Annotated in this window: 15 protein-coding genes; 7 read left to right on the plus strand and 8 right to left on the minus strand. The window is 31.6% G+C overall.

Annotated features, from left to right (window positions below; genetic code table 11):
• Window positions 1-111 precede the first annotated feature (111 nt).
• The 3 genes from J3S90_RS15220 to trmD all read right to left on the minus strand — a co-directional run bounded on the left by J3S90_RS15220 (window position 112) and on the right by trmD (window position 2942).
• Window positions 112-1335 (minus strand): isocitrate dehydrogenase (NADP(+)), encoded by a 1224-nt coding sequence (locus J3S90_RS15220; protein WP_188051676.1) that lies wholly within the window; start codon window positions 1333-1335, stop codon window positions 112-114.
• 343 nt (window positions 1336-1678) lie between these two features.
• Window positions 1679-2029 carry a 50S ribosomal protein L19 gene (gene rplS, locus J3S90_RS15225; RefSeq protein ID WP_126454599.1) on the minus strand — a complete coding sequence of 117 codons (351 nt, stop codon included), beginning with the start codon at window positions 2027-2029 and terminating at the stop codon, window positions 1679-1681.
• Between the two features lie 238 nt (window positions 2030-2267).
• Window positions 2268-2942: a tRNA (guanosine(37)-N1)-methyltransferase TrmD gene (gene trmD, locus J3S90_RS15230; protein WP_188051675.1), complete on the minus strand. Its 675-nt coding sequence runs from the start codon at window positions 2940-2942 to the stop codon at window positions 2268-2270.
• A 144-nt stretch (window positions 2943-3086) separates the two neighbouring features.
• Here trmD and J3S90_RS15235 point away from each other — a divergent pair, with 144 nt between their 5' ends.
• Both J3S90_RS15235 and J3S90_RS15240 read left to right on the plus strand, forming a co-directional pair.
• A complete protein-coding gene (locus J3S90_RS15235) occupies window positions 3087-5213 on the plus strand; it encodes a M3 family metallopeptidase (protein WP_210646898.1) in 2127 nt (708 codons plus the stop codon).
• Window positions 5214-5410: 197 nt separating this feature from the next.
• Window positions 5411-6343: a peptidylprolyl isomerase gene (locus J3S90_RS15240; RefSeq protein WP_188051673.1), complete on the plus strand. Its 933-nt coding sequence runs from the start codon at window positions 5411-5413 to the stop codon at window positions 6341-6343.
• A gap of 328 nt (window positions 6344-6671) precedes the next feature.
• Here J3S90_RS15240 and J3S90_RS15245 read toward each other — a convergent pair whose 3' ends face one another.
• On the minus strand, window positions 6672-7052 hold the full coding sequence (locus J3S90_RS15245) for a GreA/GreB family elongation factor (RefSeq protein WP_188051672.1): 381 nt from the start codon (window positions 7050-7052) through the stop codon (window positions 6672-6674).
• A gap of 6 nt (window positions 7053-7058) precedes the next feature.
• The gene (locus J3S90_RS15250) at window positions 7059-8612 is read right to left on the minus strand and encodes an FMN-binding glutamate synthase family protein (RefSeq protein WP_210646899.1); all 1554 of its coding nucleotides are present in this window, start codon (window positions 8610-8612) and stop codon (window positions 7059-7061) included.
• Between the two features lie 408 nt (window positions 8613-9020).
• On the opposite strand from J3S90_RS15250, the gene J3S90_RS15255 reads away from it, so the two are divergent.
• Both J3S90_RS15255 and J3S90_RS15260 read left to right on the plus strand, forming a co-directional pair.
• Complete coding sequence (locus tag J3S90_RS15255) at window positions 9021-9356, plus strand: tRNA-binding protein (protein WP_210646900.1); 336 nt, start codon at window positions 9021-9023, stop codon at window positions 9354-9356.
• A gap of 38 nt (window positions 9357-9394) precedes the next feature.
• Window positions 9395-9898 carry a DUF2004 domain-containing protein gene (locus J3S90_RS15260; protein WP_210646901.1) on the plus strand — a complete coding sequence of 168 codons (504 nt, stop codon included), beginning with the start codon at window positions 9395-9397 and terminating at the stop codon, window positions 9896-9898.
• Between the two features lie 196 nt (window positions 9899-10094).
• Here the strand turns inward: J3S90_RS15260 and J3S90_RS15265 are convergent, their stop codons facing one another.
• Together J3S90_RS15265 and J3S90_RS15270 are read right to left on the minus strand one after the other, a co-directional pair.
• Window positions 10095-10475: a PUR family DNA/RNA-binding protein gene (locus J3S90_RS15265; RefSeq protein ID WP_188051668.1), complete on the minus strand. Its 381-nt coding sequence runs from the start codon at window positions 10473-10475 to the stop codon at window positions 10095-10097.
• A gap of 71 nt (window positions 10476-10546) precedes the next feature.
• Window positions 10547-12307, minus strand: a complete 1761-nt coding sequence (locus J3S90_RS15270) for an ABC transporter ATP-binding protein (protein ID WP_210646902.1) — start codon at window positions 12305-12307, stop codon at window positions 10547-10549.
• Window positions 12308-12512: 205 nt separating this feature from the next.
• Here J3S90_RS15270 and J3S90_RS15275 point away from each other — a divergent pair, with 205 nt between their 5' ends.
• From J3S90_RS15275 to yajC, 3 genes are all read left to right on the plus strand, one after another.
• The gene (locus J3S90_RS15275; protein WP_188051666.1) at window positions 12513-13619 is read left to right on the plus strand and encodes a Glu/Leu/Phe/Val family dehydrogenase; all 1107 of its coding nucleotides are present in this window, start codon (window positions 12513-12515) and stop codon (window positions 13617-13619) included.
• A gap of 179 nt (window positions 13620-13798) precedes the next feature.
• The gene (nusB, locus tag J3S90_RS15280; RefSeq protein WP_188051693.1) at window positions 13799-14710 is read left to right on the plus strand and encodes a transcription antitermination factor NusB; all 912 of its coding nucleotides are present in this window, start codon (window positions 13799-13801) and stop codon (window positions 14708-14710) included.
• A 30-nt stretch (window positions 14711-14740) separates the two neighbouring features.
• Window positions 14741-15013 (plus strand): preprotein translocase subunit YajC, encoded by a 273-nt coding sequence (gene yajC / locus J3S90_RS15285; protein ID WP_188051665.1) that lies wholly within the window; start codon window positions 14741-14743, stop codon window positions 15011-15013.
• Window positions 15014-15072: 59 nt separating this feature from the next.
• Here yajC and pepT read toward each other — a convergent pair whose 3' ends face one another.
• The gene (pepT, locus tag J3S90_RS15290) at window positions 15073-16320 is read right to left on the minus strand and encodes a peptidase T (protein WP_210646903.1); all 1248 of its coding nucleotides are present in this window, start codon (window positions 16318-16320) and stop codon (window positions 15073-15075) included.
• Window positions 16321-16357: the final 37 nt, after the last annotated feature.

The raw sequence follows: 16357 nt of genomic DNA on the forward strand, positions 1-16357 counted from the left end.
ATTGCAAATTTCAACTAAAACGCGTTAATTCTTGTTTAAAAAATGTTAATCTATTTTAAAAAAAAAGACAACTGTTGCCAGTTGTCTTTCATAATTCAGTAAGAAATAAGTTTAGGCTAATTTAGCATCTAAATTTTCTTTTATTGCTGCTAAGAAATCTTCAGTTGTTAAATAATCAGCTGCAGTCAAACCTTCTGGTTTCACTAGCATAGCTAAATCTTTAGTCATTTTTCCGCTTTCTACAGTATCAATACATACTTGTTCCAGAGCATGACAAAAATCAATTAAAGCTTGATTTTCATCTAACTTACCTCTGTGCTCTAATCCTCTTGTCCATGCAAAAATAGAAGCAATTGGATTTGTAGAAGTAGCTTTTCCTTGTTGGTGTTGTCTGTAGTGTCTTGTAACTGTTCCGTGCGCTGCCTCAGCTTCAACTGTTTTTCCATCAGGAGTTACTAAAACAGAAGTCATTAATCCTAAAGAACCAAAACCTTGTGCTACAGTATCTGATTGTACATCACCATCGTAATTTTTACAAGCCCAAACAAAACCACCATTCCACTTCATTACAGAAGCTACCATGTCATCGATCAAGCGGTGCTCATAGGTAATTCCAGTTTCTTCAAATTGAGTTTTATAATCTTTTTGGTAAACTTCTTCAAAAATATCTTTGAAACGACCATCGTAAGCTTTTAAAATGGTGTTTTTTGTAGAAAGGTATAATGGCCATTTTTTTGTTAATGCCATTTGAAAAGAAGAATGAGCAAAACCATAAATGCTTTCGTCAGTATTGTACATAGACATAGCAACACCGTCACCTTTATAGTCATATACTTCCCAAGTTTGTGTTTCACCTTCTTCTGGTACGAAAGTCATTGTAAGCTTTCCTTTTCCTTTTATAACTGTATCAGTTGCTTTGTATTGATCTCCAAAAGCATGACGACCAATTACAATAGGTTTTGTCCATCCTTGTACATAACGAGGAACATTTTTCATGATGATTGGCTCACGGAAAACAGTTCCGCCAACAATATTACGAATAGTTCCGTTTGGAGATTTCCACATTTTCTTTAAACCAAATTCTTTTACACGATCTTCATCAGGAGTAATAGTCGCACATTTAATACCAACATTGTATTTTTTTATTGCTTCGGCAGAATCTATAGTGATTTGATCATTAGTAGCATCTCTGCTCTCCATTCCTAAATCATAGTATTTTATATCTAAATCTAAATATGGAAGAATTAATTTTTCTTTAATAAAAGACCAAATAATTCGTGTCATTTCATCTCCATCCAATTCAACTACTGGATTGGCTACTTTAATTTTTGTCATAATGTATTGTTATATATAATTCTTATTTTTAATCGCAACAGCAAAGGTAATAAAACGATATCGTAAAAGAAAATGCCTTTTCACTAAGTTTTTGATAGTTCAAATTGAATTATGAAATAACGAATATTGTTCGAACAAATAACGAATATGAAAATGTTATATCGTAATAACTATCAAATATGAATTTAATAAAATGACTTCTTTTTTTAAAACCGCTAGCAAAAACAAGTAAAGTTTTGTTATTGGAGTGCAGTTGTGTTTTTACAAATTTAATTTCTAAATTTCAACTCAAAAAAAAATCCTCAACAGTGTTGAGGATTTTTTATAATAAAGAGACAGTAAACTATCTTCTTTTGTCTTTAATCTTAGCTTTTTTACCAGTAAGTTCTCTGAAGTAGAAAATTCTAGCTCTACGAACTGCACCTTTTTTGTTGATTTCAACTTTTTGTAAAGCAGGCAAGTTAACTGGAAAGATACGCTCTACTCCAATTGCACCAGACATTTTACGAATTGTAAAAGTTTCTGTATTAGCAGAACCTCTTCTTTGAATAACAACTCCTTTAAAAAACTGTGTTCTAGTTTTTTCACCCTCTCTAATTTCGTAGTAAACGGTGATTGTATCTCCAGCTGCAAAAACAGGGAAATCTTTTCTTGTTACAAATTCGTCTTGAACGAATTTCATTAAATCTGCCATGATATCTTTAATTATGGTTTTTATCAAATCAACATTCGCGGATCTCGCCAGAGGTTGGTCTGAATTCGGGTGCAAATATAGAACTATTGTTTTAATTTACAAGTTTTATTTATAGTATTCAGCGTTCATTTTTAGTCTATACACTTGTTTACTTTCCTTAAATAGAAACTAATAGGATTTGCAGTTTTATATTCAAGTGAAAAAGATTGTAAAAAAATCAAATAGCTATTATTTTGATTTATTCTAATAAATCGGGTCTTCTGTTTTTAGTATGTTCGTAGGCTGTGTCCTCACGCCATTTGTCTATTTTGGCAAAATTTCCGCTGGTTAAAACTTCGGGAACTTTCCATCCTTTATAATCTGCGGGTCTAGTATATATAGGGCCAGACAATAATCCGTCTTGAAAACTATCCGTTAGTGCTGAGGTTTCGTCACTTAGTACACCTGGAATTAGTCGGATTAAAGCGTCCGATAAAACTAAAGCGCCTAGTTCACCTCCTGATAAAACGTAATCTCCAATTGAGATTTCCTTAGTAATAAAATGATCTCGTACGCGTTGATCTACTCCTTTATAATGGCCACAAAGAATAATAATATTTTCATACATTGACATTGTGTTGGCCATTTTCTGATTTAGAGTTTCCCCATCAGGCGACATATAGATGATTTCATCATAAGTTCTTTCGCTTTTCAAATGCGAAATACAAGCGTCAATAGGTTGTACGGTCATCACCATTCCAGCACCACCACCATAAGGATAGTCATCTACACTTTTCTGTTTATTGGTTGTATAGTCTCGTAAATTATGAAAGTGAACTTCAACTAAGCCTTTATCGATGGCACGTTTCATAATCGAAGCCTCAAAAGGACTTCTTAATAATTCAGGTAAAAGAGTAACAATGTCTATGCGCATTTTTTTTATTTTCTAAGGTGCAAAGTTAATACTAATAATTGGGTAGTGCTTAAAATTGAACTTCAAACTGTTTTAAAATGGATTAGTAAAATTTTAAAACGTTCTTTTTTACTATATTTATACCCAAATTTTAAAATATTAATTATGCGATTTATTTCAAAAATATTTTTGACAGCGTCGGTGATTTTTGTAGCTCCAATGGCAACAGAAACCATATATGCACAAACAAAATCTGTAAAAACAACAAATCCTCTTTTGCAAAGAAGTACGCTACAATATCAGGCGCCTCCTTTTAATTTGATAAAAGATGAAAATTTTAAACCTGCTTTTGTTTATGCATTAAAAATGCACGATCAAGAAATTGCTAAAATAGCAACTAATAAAGCAAAGCCTACTTTTATGAATACCGTTGTGGCTTTAGAGACCAGCGGTGTCGATTTAAATAGAGCAGCTACTGTCTTTTATAATCTTACAGGTTCTAATACCAATCCCACATTGCAAAGTATAGAAGCAGAATATGCTCCTGTTTTTTCTGCTCACAATGATAAAATTTATCTAAACAGTCAATTGTATAATCGTTTTAAGGCTATTGATTTAAAGACTCTAAAAGGAGAAGATAAAAAATTAACGGAATATTATTTGCAGAAATTTGAACTTGCAGGGGCTAATCTTACGCCGCAGAGCAAAGAAAAAATGAAGCAAATTAACGAGGAATTGGCAAGTCTAAGTACTCTTTATGGAAATAAACTTTTAATAGCTCGTAAAAATGGAGCTGTATTATTTGATAATGCTACAGCACTTGAAGGATTGAGTGCTGGTGAAATAGCTGCTGCAAAACTAAAAGCTACAGAAGCGGGGCATGATGGTAAATATTTAATTGGATTATTAAATACAACACAACAACCAGTTTTAGGAAGTCTTACCAATCGATCTAGTAGAGAAAAAATATTTAAAGCATCATGGACTCGCGCTGAGAAAAATGATGATGGCGATACTCGTGAAGTATTAGAGAAAATAGCCAAATTGCGTTTGCAAAAGGCAAAACTAATGGGGAAAAAGAGTTTTGCTGAATGGAAATTACAAGACCAAATGGCTCAAACTCCAGCTCCAGCTATTGAATTATTAGCCAAAATTGCTACTCCAGCGGTAGCTAAAGCTAAAATAGAAGCAAAGGAAATTCAAGATTTGATAGATTCTCAAAAAGGGAATTTTAAATTGGAACCATGGGATTGGGATTTTTATTCAGAACAAGTTCGTAAAGCAAAATACGATTTAGATGAAAGTGAAATAAAACCATATTTTGAAATTACAACGGTTTTAGAAAAAGGAGTATTTTTTGCTGCAAAACAAATGTATGGCATCACATTTAAAGAGAGAAATGATTTGCCTGTCTATCATCCTGATGTAAAAGTGTATGAGGTTTTTGATAACGATGGTTCTTCAATCGCTATTTATTATTTGGATTTTTATACAAGAGATAATAAAAATGGAGGCGCTTGGATGAGTAATTTTGTAAATCAATCTCATTATTTAAAACAAAAACCAGTAATAGTAAACGTCTATAATTTTGCGAAACCTATAAATGGAAATCCATCTTTAATTAGTTTTGATGATGTAACAACAATGTTTCATGAGTTTGGTCATACCTTACACGGCCTATTTGCGAATCAGCAATATGAATCACTTTCTGGTACCGCTGTGCCAAGAGATTATGTCGAATTTCCTTCTCAAATTAATGAGCATGCAGCATTAGATCCAATGGTTTTAAAAAATTATGCAATTCATTATAAAACTAAAGAGGTGATTCCGCAAGCACTAATTGATAAAATTAAAAAGGCGGATACTTTTAATAAAGGTTATGTAGTTACAGAACTTTTAGCAGCAGCTACATTAGATATGGCTTGGCATACAGTAGAAAATGAAGCAGATTTTAAACCTACATTAGAATTTGAAAAAGAAGCACTTACAAAATATGGTTTATTAGTTAATGAAGTGCCAACTAGATATCACACACCGTACTTTGCTCATATTTGGGGTGGAGGTTATGCTGCTGGATACTACGCCTATACTTGGTCAAAAACCTTAGATTATACCGTTTATGATTGGATGAAAGCTAATGGTGGTATGACTAGAGAAAATTGCGAGCGTTTTAGAAAATACATTTTATCGGTTGGTAATAGTGTTGATTTGAATAAAGCCTTCAAAGATTTTATTGGTCATGATATGCAAGTAGAGTCGTATTTAAATAATGCGGGTCTTAATGAAAAATAAATAATTTAAATATATTTCAATAAAAAGGTATTCCTACAAGAATACCTTTTTTTATGATCGATAATTCTTTATTTAAAATATTTTAGCAATGTATAGATGCTAATAAAGTGTTTTGAGCATTAAATGACTAAACGCGTAATATTGGTAATTATCTAATTTAATTCGTAAATTTGCCTTTCAATAAAAATTATACAAAAATGGAAAATGGAATATATGCTAAATTTAACACTACAAAAGGTGCTATTTTAGTAAAACTAACACACGATTTGACTCCAGGAACAGTGGGGAATTTCGTAGGATTGGCTGAAGGAAATTTAGAAAATAAAGTTAAACCGCAAGGAGTTAAATTTTATGATGGATTAAAATTCCATAGAGTTATTCCAGACTTTATGATTCAAGGTGGATGTCCACAAGGAACAGGAACTGGAGATCCAGGATATAAATTTGATGATGAATTTCACCCAAGTTTAAAACACAACCGTCCAGGAGTTTTAGCAATGGCTAATTCAGGACCAGGGACTAATGGTTCTCAGTTTTATATTACACATATTCCAACAGATTGGTTAGATAACAAGCATACTGTTTTTGGACATGTTGTAGAAGGTCAAGATATTGTAGATGCTGTAGAGCAAGGAGATACTCTAGAGTCAATAGAAATCATTAGAGAAGGAGAAGAAGCTAAAAATTGGAATCCAATTGAAGCTTTCATTGCTTTTAAGGGAGCGCGTAACAAACGTGATATCGCTTTGAAAGCTGAAGCTGAGGCAGCAATGGAAAAATTAGCCGCAGGTTTTGAAAAAACAGAAAGTGGTTTACGTTACCAATTCATCCAAAGAGGTGAAGGGAAAAAAGCAGAAAGTGGTAAAACAGTTGCTGTTCACTACGAAGGTTCATTAGAGAATGGTAAAGTTTTTGATTCTTCTTACCCTAGAAAAAAGCCAATCGAATTTAGATTAGGTCAAGGTCAAGTTATTGAAGGATGGGACGAAGGAATTGCTTTGTTACAAGTAGGTGATAAAGCTCGTTTTGTAATTCCATCTCATTTGGGTTATGGATCACGTGGTGCAGGAGGTGCAATTCCACCTAACGCTACTTTGATTTTTGACGTTGAATTAATGGAAGTTAAGTAAATTAATAGTAGATTAAGTTCAATTATCTTTTTTAATTGTACTTAATTACCATTTTTATTATCTTAAAAAGCCCCAAATAGTATTTTACTATTTGGGGCTTTTTTTTGTCAAGTAAAAATAAAATCTCTTTTAATATTTATAATTTTCTAAATAATTAAAAATTTTAAAATGATTTACTTTGGAAGTCATCATCTATTTTGACCGTATTTAAAAGTAGTAAGTTAGATTGAAAAAAAGGATAAGTCTTTGATTTATAATCAAAAGTTAAAAAATAAGCAAAAAAAAACACCTCCATAAAAGAGGTGTTTAGTAGAAACATAAAAAATCCTTATGAATTGATTACATTAATTATTTTTAAGTTTTTAATGCCAGAAGGCAATTGCCATTCTACTTCAGCATCTTCTTTAAATCCAATAATTGCTACGCATAAAGGCGCTAATATTGAAACCTTTCCTTCCTTTAAGTTCGCTTGTGATGGCATCACGATTTGAACTTTCATTTGCTGTTTGGTTTTTAAATCTTCAATGGTTACTTGCGAATTCATTCTAACAATGCTTTCGTCTACAACACCGTCTTTATTGATAACGGCACGATCTAACTCTTGTGTTAGCAAAGCGATTTCTCTAATATTAGTGCTGTCTTTTGCGTTTTTAGTTAATTCTCTAAGAATGTTATAATCGGTACTTGTTAAAACAGGTATTGGTTTCATGATGATTTAATTTAAGGTTATTTTTTCGTTTTTAGCAGTTTTTTCAACATCGTTAAAAAATAATGAAGCAAAACTTTCATTGGTTTTATGGTCAATTCGTCTGTAAAATACATTTGGAGTAATTGCTTTTGGACTGTCAAAACCACAAGCACCAATAAACTCTGCAAATGCTTTTAATGTATTGTTATGAAAATGTGCAACACGTACACTTTTGTCAGTAATATCCAATCCTTTGTACAATTTTTGATCTTGAGTAGCAATACCTACCGGACATTTTCCGCTGTCGCATTGAAGCGCTTGGATGCATCCTAAGGCAAACATCATTCCTCTGGCGCTGTAACAAGCATCTGCTCCAAGAGACATCGCTTTAGCAATATCAAAACCTGTAATGATTTTTCCAGAAGCCATAATTTTGATTTGATCTCTAAGACCATATTCTTTTAGAACTTTGCTAGCAAATATTACTCCATCTGCCATTGCCATTCCCATGTAATCAATAAATTCTAAAGGCGCTGCTCCAGTTCCTCCTTCAGCACCGTCAATAGTGATAAAATCGGGAACAATTCCTGTTTGTTTCATTGCTTCAATAATAGCAATAAACTCATCTTGACGACCAATACAAATTTTAAAACCAATTGGTTTACCATTTGAAAGTTCTCTCATTTTTTGTAAAAACTGCAACAATTCTACACTGTTTGAAAAGGCAGTGTGTCCAGCTGGGGAGTGAACGGCTATATGAGGTTTAATATTTCTAATTTTAGCGATCTCTGGTGTATTTTTCTCACCAGGTAATAGTCCACCATGTCCAGGTTTAGCACCTTGAGAGAGTTTTAATTCGATCATTTTAACTTGAGGATAAGCCGCTTTTTCTTTAAATAATTCTGGTGAAAATGAACCATCATCGTTTCTGCAACCAAAATATCCTGTTCCTATTTGCCATATTAAATCTCCACCTTCTAAGTGAAAATCACTAATTCCACCTTCACCAGTATTATGAGCAAAACCACCCAATTGAGCTCCTTTATTTAGAGATGAAATAGCAGTTTTACTCAAAGCTCCGTAACTCATAGCACTGATATTGTAAATGCTGGCGCTATAAGGTTGAAGACATTGCTCATTTCCAACTGTAGTTCTAAAAAATTGCTTGTCTGCTCTTTTTGGGTAAATTGAATGTGCCGCCCATTCGTAACCAATACGGTTAGGATCATCTTGCATTCCAAATGAAATAGTTTGCTTTACATTTTTAGCTCTTTGATATACAATAGAACGTTGTCTGCGATTAAAAGGTTTTCCGTCTAATTCTCCTTCAAAGAAATACTGACGAATCTCAGGTCTAAAAGATTCTAACAAATATCTAAATCGACCTACGATTGGATAATTTTTCCTAATAGTATGGCTCGGTTGAAACGTATCCTGAACTAATAAAACGAGTAATAGTAGTGGAACAATCAAAAAGAAGTAATTAATATCACCTAAGTAAGCCAATACACAAGTGATTACTAAAAATGAAATGGTAGCTAACCAAATAATTTGGTGTACTGCTAATTTTTTTAAAAACATGTTTTTATATTTTTTAAATTAGATTTAGGCATTAAAAAGATAGCTTTTTAAAACCGCAGAATAAATAAATGATGTTAAGTAAAACCTTCGTCTGGAAGTAGTTTGTTTTTATATAGACGAAGGTCTAATTGACAAAGGCTTTTGAATGTGAAAATTTAGCGACAAGCACAAAATCCTCTTTGAAAAAAGAGGTACATGTTGGCGGTACGTTTGAAAAGGTTTTCATAAACATTAAATTACACAGTGCAAAAGTACATTCATTTTTCGTTATAAATAACTTTTTTTTCTTTTTATGTTAATTTTAGCGTTCTTTATCAGTTCATTCTTGCATCCTTCTTAAAAATACTGCCTTAAATATGTAGATTTAATTTTTTTTAAATAAGTAATAATGTAAAAAATCAAATTAAAATGGAACTAACTTGGAATGATTTTGAAAAAGTAGCTATGCATGTTGGTACTATTATGATGGTGAATGATTTTCCAGAAGCCCAAAAACCAGCGTATCAAATCACTATTGATTTTGGAGAAACGATTGGTATCAGGAAATCCTCTGCTCAAATAACGAAACGATACCCTAAAGCAGATTTAATAGGAAGACAAATTATCGCTGTAATTAACTTTCCTAAAAAGCAAATAGGGAAATTTGGGAGTGAATGTTTAGTTCTTGGTGCAGTAGGCGAGGATGGAGACGTAGTTTTGATCGCTCCTGATTTTAAGATCGAGAACGGATTGCGCATAGGGTAACTGATTATTAATAATATAAATTAAATTAAATACAAAAGATGAATACTATTCAAAACTATAATTTACCAATTTTTGGAGAAATTGACCTTAATAATTTAGAGGATTACTATCAAAAAGAGATTGTAATTAATGGTAATAAAATTGTTGCCAATTTAAGTTTTGACGAGAAAAACGTCACGGCAAAAAACTTTAAAACCATCGAAAAAGCATTACATGAAATTAATAAATTTGAAAATATAGCTAAAACAGCAATTGAGAATGATTTTAATAACGGAACGGAAGTCAAAGAATATATAGAACAAAATTTAGACGAAATTGATTTTGAGCAATTAAACTTAAAAATAGATCATTCCGATTTTGTAAATTCAGTTGAAAATGAAATGTATAAAAAACTTCATTTAGTTACTGTTACTTTCTATCCAGAATATGATGAGGAACATATCGTTTTTGATTATACAATAGGAAAAAAACTAACAGATCTTTTGATAGCAGTTAAGTTTAATTATAATGGAGAATTGCAAGATCTAGTTATAGAAAGCTAAAAAAAAAACTAAGTGAGTTAAATTTTTAATCCACTTAAAGTCTTATTTATATTATTTTTTACAAAGAAATAATATAAACTTTACAAATTTGCTAATTAAAGGTATGGCTAAATAATTTTAAATTATTATTTTATAAAAAAAAAGTCCAAAAAAAACATTGTTTTTCTGGACTTTTTTAATTGTAAGTAAATAAAAATTAAATATCATCAAATTCTATATTGGTAAAAGTTGATGTTTGAGGTATGAAATCGTCATCTGTTTTTTCAGTAACGTATTCTTTCTTGAAATCTTTTTGGTGTCTTTCTGAAATTACTTCTTCTCCTTTATGATTTAAGACATAAGAAGTCATTTCTTCTAGAATTTCTGCAAAAGCAGTAAAGTCTTCTTTATATAAATAGATTTTATGTTTTTTGAAGTGAAATGATCCATCTTCTTCAGTAAACTTTTTGCTTTCGGTAATGGTAATGTAATAATCATCTGCTTTTGTAGCTCTCACATCAAAGAAATATGTTCTTCTTCCAGCTCGTAAAACTTTAGAAAATATCTCTTCTTTTTCTAACATGTCATGTTCTCTCATAATCCTTTCTATCAATTTATGGTTGTTAACTAGTATCCAAAAATCTATAAAAAATATGTATTACACAACAATTAAAGCATTTCTTTTTCTGAAAGTTGCTTCAAATACAAAGCAGAATAATAACCTTCTTGATTTATCAATTGATTATGAGAACCTTGTTGAATAATTTGCCCATTATCCATAATGATGATTTTATCAGCATTTTTAGCTGACGAAACACGGTGACTTACTATTATGGTAGTTTTGTCTTTACAGATGTCATTAAGGTTATTTAATATCGTTTCTTCTGTCTGCGTATCAACGGCAGATAAACAATCATCAAATAGTAAAATTGGAGGATTCTTTATAATGGCTCTAGCAATAGAAACTCTTTGTTTTTGTCCTCCAGAAAGTGTAATTCCTCTTTCGCCAAGAACGGTTTCGTATTGCTTATTAAAGCCCATAATGTTATCATGCACAACGGCACTTTTGGCAGCGGCTTTTACTTCCTCGTCTGTAGCATCAGCTTTACCAAACATAATATTGTTCTTAATACTATCAGAGAATAGGAAAGCATCTTGAGGAACGATTCCAATGCTATTACGTAAATCGAATAAGTTGATCGTGCTGATCTCGTTTTTATCAATGTTAATAGCTCCTTCGGTAACATCGTACATGCGTGAAATCAAAGATAAAATTGTTGATTTTCCTGATCCGGTTTTTCCTAAAATGGCTAAAGTTTCTCCTTTTTTTACAGTAAAAGAGATGTTTTTAAGCGCTGTTATATTAGTATCTTGATAAGTGTAACTTACATTTTCAAAAGAAATTGAACCTTCAATTATAGATTTATTTTGATTCTTGTTTTTTATTTCTGGTTCTATTTTTAAAAACTCATTCAGTCTTTTTTGAGAAGCTTCTGCTTCCTGAACCATTGAGGAAACCCAACCTAATGAAGCCACAGGCCAAGTAAGCATATTGACATATAAAATAAATTCAGCAATTGTTCCAATGTTTTTTATAGTGCCGTCGATATACATTAAACCTCCAAAATAAATAACCACAAGGTTACTAATTCCTATTAAAGCTAACATCAAAGGACCAAATAAAGATTGCACTTTAGCTAAATTCAAACTTTTGCTTTTGCTTTCATTTGCCAAATTCACCATATTTGCTTGATGCTGATTTTCCATAGAGTAAGCTTTGATTACTCGGATACCAGAAAATATCTCTTGCGAAAAACTAGAAACTTTTGAGAGATACTGTTGAAAAATAGTACTTCTAACATTAATTTCAGAGCTTAATTTAAAAATAGCATAGGATAAAATAGGTAGAGGTAAGATTGTATACAGCGTTAGTCGTGGCGATACATTATACATATATACAATAACTATAGTAAATCGAATGACTGTATTAATGGTGTACATTACTGCAGGCCCCACATACATTCTTACTTTAGAAACATCTTCACTAATACGATTCATTAAATCTCCAGTACGATTTTGCTTATAAAAGTTTTGAGATAAGTTTTCGTATTGACGGAAAACTTCGTTTTTCAAATCAAATTCGATGTGTCTCGACATTACAATTAAGGTTTGTCTCATTAAAAAAGTAAGAAAACCTGCAATTATCGTTGTGGCAATAATCAATAAGATATTCGAAATTAATTCGTCATAAATAACAGCTTTTGCCACTGTTTTATCTTTAGCAAAAGCTTCAATAACCTTAAATGATTTACTAATCAATTTAGGGGTAAAGAGCATGAATATTTGTGCGATTATGGTAAAAATAATTCCTAGTAAGAAACTGTATTTATATTTGACAAAGTATTTGTTGAGATAGCGTAATTCTTTCATTATTTTATGATATTCTGTGTTGAAATTGATTTATTTTTAGAATTAAGTTTCGAATTTGATAAATTCATTAAATAAACTAAAAGATTAATTTAATTATCGAATTAACGATTTTTTGACAAAACAGCAATAGATCTTTATTTTTTTGTGTAAATTTGAATTGTCTTTTTGACAAATTCATAATTTTATCACTATAAAAAATTACACTATGAACGCAGCTTTCACAACCGGGAAGGAACTTCAAAAAATGGATCCCGTTTTTGGCCAAATGTCATTTGATGATCACGAGCAAATTGTATTTTGTAACGACAAAGATACGGGTTTAAAAGCAATTATTGGTATTCATAATTCAGTTATGGGTCCAGCTTTAGGAGGAACAAGGATGTATAATTACGCAAATGAATGGGAAGCATTAAATGATGTTTTGCGTCTTTCCAGAGGAATGACTTTCAAAGCGGCAATTACAGGACTAGATATAGGAGGTGGTAAAGCGGTAATTATTGGAGACGCTAAAACTCAAAAAACACCCGAATTAATGCGCAAGTTTGGTGAGTTTGTTCACTCTCTAAGTGGTAGGTATATCACTGCTGAAGATGTCGGAATGGAAACTAAAGACATGGATATTGTAAGAGATGTTACGCCATACGTTACGGGTATTTCTGAAGAAAGAGGAGGTTCTGGAAATCCTTCTCCAGTTACTGCTTATGGTGTTTTCATGGGAATGAAGGCGGCTGCTAAGCAAAAATTTGGCTCCGATAATTTGAGTGGTAAAAAGGTTTTAGTACAAGGAATTGGTCACGTTGGAGAAACTTTAGTAGAGTATTTGACAAAAGAAGGTGCTATTGTTACTATTGCAGATATCAATGAAGAAAAACTAAATGAAGTAAGTACAAAGTATCATTCAGAAATTTATAGAGGTGAAGATTTATATACAGCTGATGTAGATATTTATGCGCCTTGTGCAATGGGAGCGACGCTAAATGATGATACGGTGCGTAAAATTAAAGCAAAAGTTATTGCAGGTGCTGCCAATAATCAATTAGCAGATGAGAATATTCACGGTGCAATTCTTCAAGAAAGAGGCATCTTGTATGCTCCGGATTTCTTGATTAATGCGGGCGGAATAATTAATGTTTATGCGGAGTTAGCACATTATGATAAAGCTGAAATTATGCGTAAAACCGAAAATATCTATAACACTACTTTAGAAATATTCGATTTTGCAATTGCTAATAATATCACTACTCACAAAGCTGCTCTAACTATTGCTCAAAATCGTATTGATCAGAGAAAATTAGAGAATAGTAAGAAATAATTTTTTTCAGCAAACACCTATAGCGATTCCATTCGTGACTTCGTAGTGGGTGTTTGCTGAATACTTTTAAAATAAGCCACTATATATTTTATTTTAAAAAAGGAAATTCTTATTTTTGCACCCTAATTAATAAAAGTTCTTACAAGGTGGTAAATAGAAGACACATTCGCGTCAAAGTTATGCAGTCCATTTATGCGATGCATCAAAGTGGTTCAGATAATCTAGAGAAAGAAGAAAAATTCCTTTTTTATAGCATCGATAATATTCAAGATTTATACCTTATAATGCTCTCTTCGCTTATTGAAATTTGTAAAACAGAAACTGTCTTTTTACATAAATCAAGCCTTAAGCATCTTGCAACTCCAGAAGAGCGTAAGCCGAACGAAAAATTCATTAAAAATCAAATTTTTCAAATTCTTTCCGAAAACAACTCATTAAGTATTGCGCTGGAAAACCGTAAAATTAATAATTGGTCTTTAAATGACGATTATATTTTATTGCTTTTGAGTGATATTAAAGCTAGTCAATTGTATGCTGATTACATGAGTAATGCTGTGAATACATTTGAAGAAGATCGACAATTTATCGTTGATTTGTTTATGGATGTAATTGTGCCTAATGAAAAGCTGTATGAATATCTAGAAGATGATAAGTTAACTTGGGTTGATGATATTCCTTTAGTGAATACCCATATTATTAAGCAATTAAAAGCAATTAAGTCTGGCGAAAATGATAATTTTAGAGTTCCAAAATTATTTAAAGACAATGAGGATAAGGATTTTGTAAAAGACTTGTTTAGAAAAACAGTTTTAAACGAAAAAGAATTGGCTAAGGAATATTTAGACAAAACACCTAATTGGGACAGTGAGAGAATTGCCGAGATTGACACTATTATCCTTAAAATGGCTATATGTGAATTTCTAAAATTCCCTTCAATTCCTGTAAAAGTAACACTTAATGAATATTTAGAAGTTGCAAAGGAATATTCTACTCCAAAAAGTAGTATTTTTATCAACGGAATTTTAGATAATTTAGTAAAAGAACTTGAGAAAAGTAAAAGAATCATTAAAGCTGGTCGTGGTTTAATGTAATAATTAATTAATAAAAAGAGAATTAAAATTATGGAACAGTTAACTCAATTTGCACCGTTTATATTAATGTTTGTGGTAATCTATTTTTTCATGATTAGACCACAGCAGAAAAAAGCGAAAAGCGAAAAAGAATTTGAAAGCACATTAAAAGTAGGTGATAAAATAATCACTAAAAGTGGTCTTCACGGAAAAATTTCTGAATTGGCAGATACAACAGTAGTTGTTGAAACGATGTCTGGAAAATTGAAAATGGAGCGTTCTGCTATTTCTATGGAAATGAGTGCTGCTTTGAGTAAAAAATAAGAATAAAGTAATAATTAAAAATCCCAAATTTCAATTGAAATTTGGGATTTTTTTTTGGTTTATTTAGATTTTTGCAATGCTGTTAGTTCAGCGATTTTTACAATTACCTCTATTGCTTTTTGCATACTTTCTGCAGGAACATATTCATATTTTCCATGAAAATTGTGTCCTCCTGCAAATATATTAGGACACGGTAAACCCATGTATGACAATTGAGAGCCATCTGTTCCGCCTCTAATCGGTTTAATTAATGGTTTAATTCCAATTTCTTTCATTGCTTTTTCAGCAATATCTACGATGTGTTTTACCGGAACAACCTTTTCTTTCATATTGTAATATTGATCTTTGATCTCTGTAATTACAATATCTTCGCCAAATTGCTTTGCAAATTTTTTATTAATCTTACGAGTAATTTTTTCAATTAATTCTTTACGTTTTTCAAATTTCTTCTTGCTGTGATCGCGAATAATTAATTCTAAAACGGTTTCTTCAATGCTTCCTGTTAAATGGTGAACGTGAAAAAAACCTTCGTAACCTTTAGTTTCTTGTGGTGTTTCCTCTGGCGGTAATTTGTTTATAAAATCATTAGCAATCAGCATCGAATTAATCATTTTGCCTTTTGCATATCCAGGATGTACGCTTTTTCCTTTAAAAGTAATTTTAGCCCCAGCTGCATTAAAATTTTCATATTCAAGTTCTCCTACTTGACTTCCATCCATGGTGTAAGCCCATTCTGCCCCAAATTTAGCCACATCAAAATGGTGTGCGCCGCGACCAATTTCTTCGTCAGGAGTAAAACCAACTCTAATTTTCCCGTGCTTAATTTCAGGATTATTGATTAGGAATTCCATGGCAGTAACAATTTCTGTAATTCCTGCTTTGTCATCTGCTCCTAATAATGTAGTTCCATCAGTAGTAATCAAAGTTTGTCCTTTGTATAACAATAAATCTTTGAAATAGTTAGGTGACAAAACTATATTTTTCTCAGCATTTAAGACGATGTCTTTGCCATCATAGTTAGGAACAATTTGTGGTTTAATATTAGCACCGCAAAAATCTGGAGAGGTGTCAAAATGAGAAATAAATCCAATCGTTGGTACTTCATGATCTACATTGCTAGGTAAAGTAGCCATTATATATGATTTATCATCTATTGTAACGTCTTGCATTCCAATAGTTTTTAATTCTTCTACCAATTTGTTGGCAAGATCCCATTGCCTTTTAGTGCTAGGTGTAGTTTCTGAATTTGCATCAGACTCAGTGTCAATAATAACGTAACTTATGAAACGATCTATAATATGTTGCATTTTACTTTGTTTTATGCAAATATAATCATTTTTTCAG

Source organism: Flavobacterium flabelliforme, assembly GCF_017948675.1.
Classification (GTDB): Bacteria; Bacteroidota; Bacteroidia; order Flavobacteriales; family Flavobacteriaceae; genus Flavobacterium; species Flavobacterium pygoscelis.

Bases quoted from the DNA above. Each gene is read 5' to 3' on its own strand.
- J3S90_RS15275 (WP_188051666.1), top strand. From the start codon at position 12,513: ATGAACGCAGCTTTCACAACCGGGAAGGAACTTCAAAAAATGGATCCC.
- pepT (WP_210646903.1), bottom strand. From the start codon at position 16,320: ATGCAACATATTATAGATCGTTTCATAAGTTACGTTATTATTGACACT.
- J3S90_RS15270 (WP_210646902.1), bottom strand. From the start codon at position 12,307: ATGAAAGAATTACGCTATCTCAACAAATACTTTGTCAAATATAAATAC.
- trmD (WP_188051675.1), bottom strand. From the start codon at position 2,942: ATGCGCATAGACATTGTTACTCTTTTACCTGAATTATTAAGAAGTCCT.
- J3S90_RS15255 (WP_210646900.1), top strand. From the start codon at position 9,021: ATGGAACTAACTTGGAATGATTTTGAAAAAGTAGCTATGCATGTTGGT.
- J3S90_RS15245 (WP_188051672.1), bottom strand. From the start codon at position 7,052: ATGAAACCAATACCTGTTTTAACAAGTACCGATTATAACATTCTTAGA.
- J3S90_RS15240 (WP_188051673.1), top strand. From the start codon at position 5,411: ATGGAAAATGGAATATATGCTAAATTTAACACTACAAAAGGTGCTATT.
- J3S90_RS15265 (WP_188051668.1), bottom strand. From the start codon at position 10,475: ATGAGAGAACATGACATGTTAGAAAAAGAAGAGATATTTTCTAAAGTT.
- J3S90_RS15220 (WP_188051676.1), bottom strand. From the start codon at position 1,335: ATGACAAAAATTAAAGTAGCCAATCCAGTAGTTGAATTGGATGGAGAT.
- J3S90_RS15260 (WP_210646901.1), top strand. From the start codon at position 9,395: ATGAATACTATTCAAAACTATAATTTACCAATTTTTGGAGAAATTGAC.
- J3S90_RS15250 (WP_210646899.1), bottom strand. From the start codon at position 8,612: ATGTTTTTAAAAAAATTAGCAGTACACCAAATTATTTGGTTAGCTACC.
- yajC (WP_188051665.1), top strand. From the start codon at position 14,741: ATGGAACAGTTAACTCAATTTGCACCGTTTATATTAATGTTTGTGGTA.
- nusB (WP_188051693.1), top strand. From the start codon at position 13,799: ATGCAGTCCATTTATGCGATGCATCAAAGTGGTTCAGATAATCTAGAG.
- J3S90_RS15235 (WP_210646898.1), top strand. From the start codon at position 3,087: ATGCGATTTATTTCAAAAATATTTTTGACAGCGTCGGTGATTTTTGTA.
- rplS (WP_126454599.1), bottom strand. From the start codon at position 2,029: ATGGCAGATTTAATGAAATTCGTTCAAGACGAATTTGTAACAAGAAAA.